This is a genomic window from Kitasatospora sp. NPDC089509, from assembly GCF_044749365.1.
Taxonomy (GTDB): Bacteria; Actinomycetota; Actinomycetes; order Streptomycetales; family Streptomycetaceae; genus Kitasatospora.
This window is the reverse complement of record NZ_JBIVHS010000018.1, coordinates 22,813-33,135: the sequence shown is the minus strand read 5'-3', so window position 1 is coordinate 33,135 and position 10,323 is coordinate 22,813. Positions and strand designations below refer to the sequence as shown.

Below are 10,323 nucleotides of genomic sequence, written 5' to 3'. Positions count from 1 at the left end.
CCGGCCCCCCGCCCCCCCCGGCGCGGGGGCGGGGGGCCCCCCCCCGGCGGGGGGCCCCCCCCCCGGGCCCCGGGGGCGGCGGGGGGGGGGGCGGGGGCGCCCCCCCCCCCCACCCCGGGGGTCCGTCAGGCGAGGGTGTCGGCGAGCTTGATGTAGCCGCGCTGGACGATCCACTTCTGGTTGGGGTTCGTGGCGCCGCACTGGTAGATGATCACGGCGTCACCGTTGTTGCGGTAGCTGCCGGAGTCCAGGCACATCTCCCGGCTGGTGCCGATGGTGTCCTTGAGGACGAACTGCCCGTCGCGGACGACCCAGCGCTGGTTGGTGTGGTCCAGGCACTGCCAGAGGCGGACCTTGTCGCCGTTGTTGCGGCTGTTCCCGGCGTCCAGGCACATCTCCTTGCCGGAGCCGATGGTGTCGTCCACCTTCACGTGGTTGTCGTCGACGGTGAACCGCTGGTTGGTGTGGCCCAGGCACTGCCAGTCGCGCACCTGGTCGCCGTTGTTGCGGGTGTTGCCCGCGTCCAGGCAGACGCCCCGGGTGTCCCGGGCACCGAAGATCGTGGAGTTCCACTTGAGGTTGTCGGAGGGGTTCGTGGCGTCCTTGAACAGGTACGCGGGCACGCGGGTGGCACTGCTGTCGCCGCCGCTGTCCAGCACGTAGCCGGTCGCCACGTTCCTGATCTGCTTGGTGCCCGGGTCGTAGGTCCACTTCAGGTTGTCGGACGGGTTGTTGTTGTCGTCCTTGAAGAGGTACGCGGGCACGCGGGTGGCGCTGGTGTCGCCGCCGCTGTCCAGCACGTAGCCGGTGGCCACGTTGCGGATCTTCTTGCTGTCCGGGTCGTAGGTGAACTTGAGGTTGTTGGAGGGGTTCGTGGCGTCCTTGAAGAGGTACGCGGGCACGCGGGTGGCGCTGGTGTCGCCGCCGCTGTCCAGCACGTAGCCGGTGGCCACGTTGACGATGTAGTCCGGGGCCGAGGCGATCCGCGGCTTCGCGGGGGCGGCCGCGGCGGCGGCCGCGGGCAGTCCGGCGGCGAGCGCGAGCAGCGCGGTCGCACCGGCGAAGGCGCCCAGGCGGCGGGGCATGCGGAGGGTAGACATGGAGGTGTCCTCACCAGGTCAGGGATTGGGACCGTAGGCCTACACGGCCGGCACACGGTTCGCGCACATCGTGGCCGCCCGCACTCGACACCGGATACGGACCGTCATGGACCGCCACCCGTTCGGCGTAATGCGCTCATGCGAGTGAGTGAGTCGTATGACGATCAGTCTGTTTGCAGGGCGGCCTTGAGCCTGCTGCGGAGCAGCCGGACGGCCGGGGAGCGCTGGTCGGGGCGGGCGACCAGCCCGAGCCGGGCGTTCGTGCCGGCGTCGGTGAGCGGGACGGCCCGCAGCCCGGGGTCCTCGACGGCGGAGGCACTGAGCACCGCGACCCCGGCGCCGCGCTCGGCCAGCCGGAGCACCGCCACCGGCGAACTGGCCTCGATGTCCACCCGTGGCACCAGGCCCAGCTGCGCGCAGGAGCGGTCGTAGGCGGCCCGGAGCCCGGTACCCGGGGAGAGGCAGAGGATCTTCTCGCCGCGCAGGTCGGAGAGCTGCAGCTCCGCCCGATCGAGGGGGTGCCCGACCGGGACGACTGCGGCGATCGGATCGTCGATGACGACGGTGACCTCCAGGCCCGGGGAGACCTCGCCCGCATAGCCGATCAGGGCGAGGTCCAGGGAGCCGGCCAGGACCTGGGACTGGAGCAGGTCGGAGTGGCCCTCGTGCAGGCTCAGTTCGACGCCGGGGTGGGTGCGGCCGAGGTCCGCGACGGTGTCCAGGAAGGGCGGGATCGAGCAGCCCATGATCATGCCCAGCCGGACCCGGCCGCGGACGGCGTCGGCGAACTCGGCGGCGGTGTGCTGGATGGCGTCCAGGGTGGCCAGGGCGTTCCTGGCGAGCGGGAGGACGGCCTCGCCGACCGGGGTGAGGCGTACCTTCCGACCGGACCGGTCGAGCAGCTGCTGATCCAACTCGTTTTCCAGCTTGGCCACTTGAGTGCTGACACCGGACTGACTGACGTGCAGGCGGGCAGCGGCGGCCGTGAAGGAGCCCTCGTCGACGACGGCGGCGAAGTAGCGCAGCTGGTGCATCTCCATATCCGATGATGATAGCTGGCATCGGATCTATCTGTTGGACGGATGGATGGGCCGGCGAAAGGATGGCGGCATGACGACGACGAAGAGTGCGCGCGAGCTGGCCGAGACCTACTTCACCGCCTGGGAGGCGGGCGACTTCGACACCCTCCGGGGCCTGCTGGCCGAGGACGTGGACTTCGTCGGAGCGCTCGGCACGGCCACCGGGATCGACGAGGCGCTGGGCGGGCTGCGGGGGCTCGGGCAGGTGCTGGAGAAGATCGACGTCAAGGTCCGGGTCGCGGACGGGGATGACGTGATCACCTGGTTCGAGCTGTGCACGAGCGTTGCGCCGCCGGCGCCGACGGCGAACTGGATGCACGTGGAGAACGGGAAGATCGCGCGGATCCGGGTGACCTTCGACCCGCGCGGGCTGCTGGCGGGCTTCGAGAAGAAGGCCTGAGAAGGGCTGAGAGGGCCGGCAGAACAGCGGGGGCCGTGATCGCCGGGGGCCGCCTGATGCCCGTGCGGCCGGGCCACGTTGCCGTGGCCCGGCCGCCGCCACCTCACCTGCACAGGGCCGCGTCCACCGCGTCCGCCACGTGCTGCTTGACCTCCTCCACCGGCTGCTCGGTCACCGTCACGTTCGCCGCCCGGCCGTCCTCCGTCACCCCGCCCCGGCTCACGTACCCCGGCAACGTCCCGCCGTGCCCCCAGTACAACCCCCCGCAGGACAGCGGCCGGCTCGCGAGCCCCAGCCCGTACCTCGCCCCCGGCCCCAGGTACGGCGCCGGGACCGTCGTCCGCATCTGCGCCAGCTGTGCCGGGGGCAGCAACCGCCCGCCGATCAACGCCGCGAAGAACCGGTTCAGGTCCGTGTTCGTCGACACCATCGCCCCCGCCGCCCACGCCCAGGACGGGTCCATCTCCGTGATGTCCTGCAGCGGTCCGCCCGCCTGCTCCCGCACGTACCCGTGCGGGTGCCGCTCCCGGATCCCCGTGTCCCCTTGCGCCGGGAAGTACGTGTGCCGCAGACCCGCCTTGTCGATCACCCGCTTGGTGATCTCCTCCCCCAGCGGCCGTCCGGTCACCCGTTGCACGATCAACCCCGCCACCACGTAACCGGTGTTGCTGTACTTCCACCCCGCCCCCGGCGCGAAGTCCGGCTTGTGCGCCAGCGCGACGTCCAGCAGCTGACGCGGTTCGAGGTACTGGTCCGGCCCGGAGGTGTCCAGGAACTCCGTGTAGTTCGGCAGCCCGCTGGTGTGCTGGAGCACCTGCCGCACGGTGATCCTCCGCCCGTCGATCCCGTCGCCGTGCACGACGCCCGGCAGGTACGTGTCCACCGAGGCGTCCAGGTCCACCTTCCCCTCCGCCACCAACTGCAGCACCACGACCGCCACGAAGCTCTTCGTGTTGCTGCCGATCCGGAACTGCCCGTCGACCGGCACCTTCACGCCCGTCGCCGTATCCCCCACACCCGCCGTGTAGTCGTGCGTCCGGCCGTCCCTCCCCTGCACGGCCGCCAACGCCCCCGGCACGCCGTCCCCCTTCACCAGCGCGTTCAGCCGCTGCTGCAGCGCATCCGCCTTCGCCGCCCCGAGCTCGGGCGCGGGCGCGGGCACGGGTGCGGCGATCGCGGGCGCAGCGATCGCGGGCGCAGCGATCGCGGGCGCAGCGATCGCGGGCGAGGCGAGCAGACCAACGGAGAGCGCCACGGTCGTGGCCAGAGCTACGCGTCGAAACCGGTACCGGACAAGCGAGTTCACTGGGTGTCTCCTCAAGCGGAACGTACACGGATGACCAACTCGCGCCAGCACACCACGCGCCCCCACCGCCCGCCGTCCCCTCCGAGGACGACCGCCCCCCGCCGCCCTCGTCCTGACGGCGTATCGGCGACCCTGAGTCCATGAAGATCGCCGCTGCCCAGCTGTCCTGCGTCCCCGCCGACATCCCCGCCAACGTCCGGCAGCTCGTCGGCCTCGCCGAACGGGCCCGCGCCCAGGGCGCCGAGCTGATCGTCCACCCCGAACTGGCCCTCACCGGCTACGAGCTCGACGCCCTGGCCACCGACCCCCGGCTCCGGGTCACCCCCGACGACCCCCGCCTCGACGCCCTCCGGGCCACCGGCATCGCCACCGTCCTCAACTGCGCCGTCCCCACCGACGGCCCGCTCCCCGCCATCGGCAGCTACGTCTACGGGCCCGACGGCGAACTGCTCACCCGCTACCTCAAGCAGCACCTCTACGAGAACGAGCAGGGCGTCTTCACCCCCGGCGCCCGGGACGGCCGGTTCACCCTCGGCGGTCTCCGCTTCGCCCTCGCCACCTGCTTCGACAACCACTTCCCCGACCTCACCGCCCGCGGCGCCGCCGACGGCTGCGACGTCCACCTCGCCAGCTCCCTCTACGGCACCGGCAACGGCGTCCACGAGCGCGCCACCGTCTACCCGGGCATCGCCAGGTCCACCGGCCTGTACGTCGTCCTGGCCAACCACGTCGGCCCGGCCGGCCCCTGGACCGGCTGCGGCGGCGCCGCCCTCTGGGCCCCCGACGGCACCCTCCTCACCGAGGCCGACGACCGCAGCACCACCGTCGCGGTCGCCGACGTCCCCTGACCTGACCTGACCTGACCGGGCCGGCCAGACCCGGTCAGGTCATCGGACCGCGAGCGCCGCTCACCCGTGTGAGGCACCGATGGGTGTTCGCGCCCGCGCCGCCACCCCCCGGCCGCGTCGACCCCCCTGACCTGGGACGAGTCACCCCACCGGCCGCGACCCGGTTCCGGAACCCCCGCTTCCCCTAGTCCCGGGCCCGGTGCCGCGCGATGATCCCCCCACGGACCCGCGCCACGCAGGCCTCCGTACCGGCCGTTTCACCTGATGGGGTGGGAATGACCTCGATCGACACAACCGCGAACGACGGCGTGAGCGACGACCCGACCGGCAGCGAAGCCTCGACACCGACCGCCGGCTACACCTGGTCCGGGTTGGACCAGGACTTCGCCGGGCAGGTCGCGGCGGTCGCCGCGACCCCGCAGGGCGGCGAACTGGCCCACTCCCTGGTCGCCGAGGTCACCCTCGGCCAGCCGCGGACCCTCGGCCTCCCGCTCCTCCTGCACGCCCACCGCCGCCGGGAACTGGACGAGCTCGTCGCCTCCTACCACCGCATGATCGAGACCATCACCGCCGCCTGGGAGCACGACGCGGAGCTGCGCGCCGTCCTGACCGTCCCCAGGGCGCTGCTCCCGCACGTGACCACGGCCCGGGACACCCGGGTGCACCTGCTGCGACTCGACCTGCTGCCCCAACCCGACGGCACCCTGCGGGTGTTGGAGACCAACGCCAACTGCCCCGGCGGCCTGCCCAACGCCGGCCAGGCCCGCGCCGCCTGGCGGCCCCTGCTCACCGGGCACGGCATCGCCCTGCCCCCGCCGCTGCCCGCCGACGACCCGGTCTGGGCCGGCCGCTGGCTCACCGAGCTCGCCGAACAGCACACCGGCACCCGGCCGGAGACCGTCGTCCTGTTCCAGCCGCGCGACAGCTACCGCCGCGACGTCCCGGTCTACGACGCCGCCCTGACCGCCCTCGGCGTCCGCGTCCTGCACGCCGACCCCCGCGAGCTGCGCACCGACCCGCACGGCGGCGTCACCCTGCACGGGGAACCGGTGCGGCACGCCTACGCCAAGGTCGGCATCCAGGCCCTGCTGCGGATGGGCGACGAGGCCGAGCCCTTCCTCCGCGCCGTCCGGGAGGGCACCCTCTTCGTCCAGAACGGCCTGCGCGGACGACTGATCGGCGACAACAAGCTCTGCCTCGCGGTCCTCTCCGACCCCCGCTTCACCCACCTCTTCGACCCGGCCGACCACCGGCGCGTCCACCCCACCATCCCGTGGTCGCGCAACATCGCCCACTGCGACCCGGCCACCCTGCGCCGGATCACCCTGGACCGCACCGGCCACGTCCTCAAGCGCCCCCTGGACACCCGCGGGAACGGCGTCGTCATCGGCAAGGAGACCACGGACACCACCTGGGAGACCGCCGTCGGCCAGGCCGTCGCCGAGGGCTGGCTCGTCCAGGAGTACCTCAGCAGCCCCCACCTGCCCACCACGGGTGCCACCGACGGGCCCGCCCCGCGCCACGACATCGCCCTCGGCGCCGTCAACGGCCGGATCGCCTCCGCCTTCGCCCGCACCAGCCACGAGGAACGCCACAACGCCGCCCTCTCCGCCGTCCCGCACCCGGTGTACCTGTAACTCCCGGGCCGGGAGCGGGGCGTCGACCGGGACGACGCCCCGCTCCCGGCCGGACCCTCGAACAGTGCTCAGTCGCCGGAGCGGATCGGCTCACCCGTCCGGTGCAGGTGGGTCAGGATCTCGCGGTACGAGCGGAGCAGGCCCGTCTCGTAGTACGGGATGCCCTTCTCCGCGCAGAACTCCCGGGTGATCCGGGCGGCCCGCCCCAGCGCGGGGGTCGGCATGCTGGGGAAGAGGTGGTGCTCCACCTGGTAGTTGAGGCCTCCCATCACCGCGTCGAGCACCGCACCGCCGCGCACGTTGCGCGAGGTGAGCACCTGGCGGCGCAGGAAGTCGAGCCGCAGTTCCGGGGTCACCATCAGCATGCCCTTGTGGTTCGGGGCGAAGACGCAGCCCAGGTAGACGCCGAGCAGCGCCTGGTGCACGGCGAGGAAGGCGACCGCCTTGCCGACCGGCAGCGCGGCGAGGACCAGGCCGAAGTAGGCCGCGAAGTGGACCACCAGCAGCACGCCCTCCAGCACCGGCCGCTTCACCGCCGGGCCGCGCAGCGCGCGGAAGCTGTTGAAGCTGAGGTTGGGGCCCTCCAGCAGGAGCAGCGGGAAGAACAGGTACGCCTGCCGGCGCCCGATGAACCGGGCGAGGCCGCCGGCCTCCCGGGCCTGCCGCTGGGACCACACCACGAGGTCGGGCGAGACGTCCGGGTCCCGGGTCTCGTGGTTGGGGTTGGCGTGGTGGCGGGTGTGCTTGTTCATCCACCAGCCGTAGCTCATGCCCATCAGCAGGTTGGCGGCGATCCGGCCGCCGATCTCGCTCGGCAGGCGGCGACCGAACACCTGGCGGTGCGCCAGGTCGTGCGAGAGCAGGGCGACCTGGGCGAAGACCACGGACATCCCGGCGGCCAGGGCGAGTTGCCACCAGGTGTCGCCCAGCGCGAACAGCGCGTACCAGCCGCCGAGGAACGCGGCGAGCACCAGGCCCACGCGGACGGCGTAGTAGCCGGGGCGCCGGTCGAGCAGGCCCTCAGCGGCCATCCGGCGGCTCAGCTGGGCGAAGTCGCTGCCGCCGGGCCCGGGTTGCCGGGCGGCGGCCGGCGGGGCCGCGGGGATCGCTGTCACGGGCTGTGTGGGCATGCCCCGAGTCTGCTGCGCCCGGGCGGGCCGCCAGAACGGGGAAAGCACCCCTCCCGTACGGGTGTTAACCCCCGCACCGGAAGGGGTGCCAGCCCCGGCCGGTGCGGGCCGTCACCGACCGCCCGCGACCGTCACCGATCGGACGGCTGGCGGAACAGCTCGTCCAGGTGGTGGTCGAGGACCGCCTGCGCCTGCTCCCCGGTGCGCTGGCCGCCGAGGACGCTGGAGCCGAGCCCGTTGACCATCGCCAGCAGCCCGGCGGCGGCCATCTCCACGTCCCGCCCCGGCGCGATCCCGCCCGCCTGCTGGGCCGCGCGCAACTGCTTGACCAGGAAGCCCTCCAGGACGACCGGCGGTTGGGCGGCCTGCCGCTCCAGCACCTCGGGATCGCTGAGCACCAGGGCGTAGTACGCCGCGTAGGTCCGGGTGATCCGGCGGCTCTCGGCGTCCGTCGGCAGGATGCAGGACAGGATCGCGGTGACCACCTCCCGGGGGCCGCGCGCCTCGCCGATCCAGCGCTGCATCCGGGCCTGGAGCTGGGTGCCGAGCCGGGCCAGGGCGTCCAGCAGCAGGCCCTGCTTGGTCGTGAAGTAGTACTGGACGAGCCGCAGCGAGACGCCCGCCTCGGTGGCGACCGCCCGCATGCTGGCCGACTGCAGGCCCTCGGTGTCGGCGATCCGCAGCAGGGCCTCGGCGATCTGCCGCCGGCGCTCCTCGTGGTCGGGCTTGCCCACCGGCTCGGGCCTGTCCGCCGGCTGGGGCCTGCCCGCCGAACTCTCCGTCATGACGTGGCCTCCATGGTTCGCCCTCCCACTCCTGGTACACACGTATCATGCCTGTGATACACATGTACCATGCGAATCAGCGAGTTCACCAACGGCAAGGCCGAAGCCCGCTTCCGCACCGCCTACGAGCGCGCGCTGACCCAGCTCTGGCCCGGACAGCGCAGCCCGCTCGACATCCCGACCGGCTTCGGCACCACCCGCGTCCAGCGCACCGGCCCCGCCCACGGGCAGCCGGTCGTCCTCCTCCCCGGCTCCGGCGGCAACGCCCTGATGTGGCACGCGTACATCGAGCGGCTCGCCGAACACCACCCCGTCATCGCCGTGGACACCGTCGGCGAACCCGGCGCCAGCGTGCAGACCGCCCCGATCAAGGACGGCCACGACGCCGCCGACTGGCTGGAGGAACTCCTCCGCGCCCTCGACGTCCCGGCCGCCCACGTGGTCGGCTGCTCCTACGGCGGCTGGATCGCCCTCCACCACCAACTCCGCCACCCCGGCCGGACCACCAGCCTCACCCTGGTCGACCCGGCCGGCCTCGCCGACGTCGGCCGGCGCTTCTACACCTGGATCATCCTCGGCGGCCTCGCCGCCCTGGCCCCACGGCCGCTCCGCCCCCGGCTGGCCGAGGCGCTCGGCAACAGCGCCCTCCTGGAGACCGAGCTGATGACCCTGATGCGGGCCTCGACCGGTTTCCGCCGCCGACTGCCCCTGGCCACCACCCTGGACGACGCCGATCTGGCCCGGCTGAGCGCCCCCACGCTCTTCCTGCTCGGCGAACGCAGCGCCCTGCACGATGCCCGGGCCGTCGCCGAGCGGGTCCAGCGGCTCGCCCCGGACGCCCGGACCGAGATCGTCCCCGCCGCCGGGCACTCACTGACCACCGACGCCCCGGCGGCCGTCCTCGACGGGATCCTCGGCATGGCGGCGCAGCAGGCCCGTTGACCGACGTATCGCCGCGGCTCAGCCCTGCTGCGGCGGCCGGCGGCGCATGCTCAGCAGCAGCAGGGCCACCGCCGTCAGCACCGCCGCGGTCCGCAGCACGCCCGGCGCCATCGACCAGCTGAACTGGCCCAGCGGGGAGCCGCCGTGCACCCCGGCCCCGCCGCCACCGGCCGCACCGGCCTCCTTGGCGTGCTGCATCGCGAGCAGGGCGGTCACGCTCATCGTGACCAGCGGGATCCCGAGGATCACGAACTTACGGGTGAGATCCGAGAGTTGACGCGACAGGTAGCCGAGCCCCCAACCCGCCAGCATGGCCGGGAAGAAGCCGGAGATCGAGCCGCCGACCAACAGACCGCAGGACAGCAGGATCAGCGGGGACGGCCTCCGGGCGCCCTTGCCCGCGCCACCCGCACCCTTGCCCGCCCCCTTGTTCGCGCCCTTGTTCGCGCCCGCCCCGCCGGCGGGCGCGGCCTTGGCCTTCCGCTGCCGCCGCTTCGACCCCACCGCCGCCTGGTCCACCGGCGGTTGCTGCGCCGCTTCCTCCTCCGCCGCACGCTGCTCGGGGATCACCTTCGGCGCGGCCTGCGGGGTGTCCGAGAAGTCGAGCATCGTCATCGTCCACGGGCTCGAACTCTGCACCATCGGCGAGGGGATCACCTCCGACCCCTCCCCGGGCCCGGCGACCCCCGGCAGGTCCAGCGACACGTTCGGGATGCCGCCCGTCGACGGGCCGGACACCGCGGCCGAACCCGCCGAGGGCCCGTACACGCTGTCCTCCACCGCCGGGGCCGGCGGCACCGACGGAGCCGCCGGAGGCGCCGCCGGAGCCGACGGAACGGCCGGTTCCGGCGCCCCCGCCCGCTCGCTCCACGGCCCGCTCTTGCGCCACCACTCGCCGTCCGTCATCACCGACACCCCGCCTCGCCCGTACCCGACCGCCGCCCTCGGCGGTGACGCTACCCACCGTGCCCCGCCCGCGCGAGTCCCGCCACCACCGATCACCGGACGCCGCCCGCCCACCGTCCGTGCACCGCCCTACCTGCGCACCGCCCGTGCAACGAGCGCCCCCACCGTCCGTGCTCCCGACTAACCTAGG

The 10,323-nt window shown here is 73.3% G+C and carries 11 protein-coding genes; 5 read left to right on the top strand and 6 right to left on the bottom strand.

All coding sequences use genetic code 11. The features are described from left to right. Positions 1-125: 125 nt before the first annotated feature. Both ACIP4P_RS30330 and ACIP4P_RS30325 read right to left on the bottom strand, forming a co-directional pair. Positions 126-1,100, bottom strand: a complete 975-nt coding sequence (locus ACIP4P_RS30330; RefSeq protein WP_400923895.1) for an RICIN domain-containing protein — start codon at positions 1,098-1,100, stop codon at positions 126-128. Between the two features lie 164 nt (positions 1,101-1,264). Next, positions 1,265-2,140 (bottom strand): LysR family transcriptional regulator, encoded by an 876-nt coding sequence (locus tag ACIP4P_RS30325; protein WP_400923893.1) that lies wholly within the window; start codon positions 2,138-2,140, stop codon positions 1,265-1,267. Positions 2,141-2,210: 70 nt separating this feature from the next. Between ACIP4P_RS30325 and ACIP4P_RS30320 the strand changes: the two genes are divergently transcribed. Continuing rightward, a complete protein-coding gene (locus ACIP4P_RS30320) occupies positions 2,211-2,579 on the top strand; it encodes a nuclear transport factor 2 family protein (RefSeq protein WP_400923891.1) in 369 nt (122 codons plus the stop codon). A 103-nt stretch (positions 2,580-2,682) separates the two neighbouring features. On the opposite strand, the gene ACIP4P_RS30315 is transcribed toward ACIP4P_RS30320, so the two are convergent. Next, positions 2,683-3,834, bottom strand: coding sequence for a serine hydrolase domain-containing protein (locus ACIP4P_RS30315; RefSeq protein ID WP_400923889.1), 1,152 nt, complete (start codon positions 3,832-3,834; stop codon positions 2,683-2,685). Positions 3,835-4,025: 191 nt separating this feature from the next. On the opposite strand from ACIP4P_RS30315, the gene ACIP4P_RS30310 reads away from it, so the two are divergent. Then, on the top strand, positions 4,026-4,733 hold the full coding sequence (locus tag ACIP4P_RS30310) for a carbon-nitrogen hydrolase family protein (RefSeq protein WP_400923887.1): 708 nt from the start codon (positions 4,026-4,028) through the stop codon (positions 4,731-4,733). Positions 4,734-5,008: 275 nt separating this feature from the next. After that, positions 5,009-6,370 (top strand): hypothetical protein, encoded by a 1,362-nt coding sequence (locus tag ACIP4P_RS30305; RefSeq protein ID WP_400923885.1) that lies wholly within the window; start codon positions 5,009-5,011, stop codon positions 6,368-6,370. Between the two features lie 68 nt (positions 6,371-6,438). Here ACIP4P_RS30305 and ACIP4P_RS30300 read toward each other — a convergent pair whose 3' ends face one another. Both ACIP4P_RS30300 and ACIP4P_RS30295 read right to left on the bottom strand, forming a co-directional pair. Beyond that, positions 6,439-7,500 carry a fatty acid desaturase family protein gene (locus tag ACIP4P_RS30300; protein WP_400923883.1) on the bottom strand — a complete coding sequence of 354 codons (1,062 nt, stop codon included), beginning with the start codon at positions 7,498-7,500 and terminating at the stop codon, positions 6,439-6,441. A gap of 131 nt (positions 7,501-7,631) precedes the next feature. Further along, entirely contained in the window at positions 7,632-8,285 is a 654-nt protein-coding gene (locus tag ACIP4P_RS30295) for a TetR/AcrR family transcriptional regulator (protein ID WP_400923881.1), read from the bottom strand. A 69-nt stretch (positions 8,286-8,354) separates the two neighbouring features. On the opposite strand from ACIP4P_RS30295, the gene ACIP4P_RS30290 reads away from it, so the two are divergent. Then, positions 8,355-9,227, top strand: a complete 873-nt coding sequence (locus ACIP4P_RS30290; protein WP_400923879.1) for an alpha/beta fold hydrolase — start codon at positions 8,355-8,357, stop codon at positions 9,225-9,227. An 18-nt stretch (positions 9,228-9,245) separates the two neighbouring features. Here the strand turns inward: ACIP4P_RS30290 and ACIP4P_RS30285 are convergent, their stop codons facing one another. After that, the gene (locus ACIP4P_RS30285; protein ID WP_400923877.1) at positions 9,246-9,836 is read right to left on the bottom strand and encodes a hypothetical protein; all 591 of its coding nucleotides are present in this window, start codon (positions 9,834-9,836) and stop codon (positions 9,246-9,248) included. Here ACIP4P_RS30285 and ACIP4P_RS30280 point away from each other — a divergent pair. Further along, positions 9,817-10,317, top strand: a complete 501-nt coding sequence (locus ACIP4P_RS30280) for a hypothetical protein (RefSeq protein WP_400923875.1) — start codon at positions 9,817-9,819, stop codon at positions 10,315-10,317. The two genes, ACIP4P_RS30285 and ACIP4P_RS30280, sit on opposite strands and share 20 nt — an antisense overlap. Positions 10,318-10,323: the final 6 nt, after the last annotated feature.

Excerpts from the sequence above, each read along its gene's own strand:
- ACIP4P_RS30330 (WP_400923895.1), bottom strand. The coding sequence starts at position 1,100 with ATGTCTACCCTCCGCATGCCCCGCCGCCTGGGCGCCTTCGCCGGTGCG.
- ACIP4P_RS30325 (WP_400923893.1), bottom strand. The coding sequence starts at position 2,140 with ATGGAGATGCACCAGCTGCGCTACTTCGCCGCCGTCGTCGACGAGGGC.
- ACIP4P_RS30320 (WP_400923891.1), top strand. The coding sequence starts at position 2,211 with ATGACGACGACGAAGAGTGCGCGCGAGCTGGCCGAGACCTACTTCACC.
- ACIP4P_RS30310 (WP_400923887.1), top strand. The coding sequence starts at position 4,026 with ATGAAGATCGCCGCTGCCCAGCTGTCCTGCGTCCCCGCCGACATCCCC.
- ACIP4P_RS30305 (WP_400923885.1), top strand. The coding sequence starts at position 5,009 with ATGACCTCGATCGACACAACCGCGAACGACGGCGTGAGCGACGACCCG.
- ACIP4P_RS30300 (WP_400923883.1), bottom strand. The coding sequence starts at position 7,500 with ATGCCCACACAGCCCGTGACAGCGATCCCCGCGGCCCCGCCGGCCGCC.
- ACIP4P_RS30295 (WP_400923881.1), bottom strand. The coding sequence starts at position 8,285 with ATGACGGAGAGTTCGGCGGGCAGGCCCCAGCCGGCGGACAGGCCCGAG.
- ACIP4P_RS30290 (WP_400923879.1), top strand. The coding sequence starts at position 8,355 with ATGCGAATCAGCGAGTTCACCAACGGCAAGGCCGAAGCCCGCTTCCGC.
- ACIP4P_RS30285 (WP_400923877.1), bottom strand. The coding sequence starts at position 9,836 with ATGCTCGACTTCTCGGACACCCCGCAGGCCGCGCCGAAGGTGATCCCC.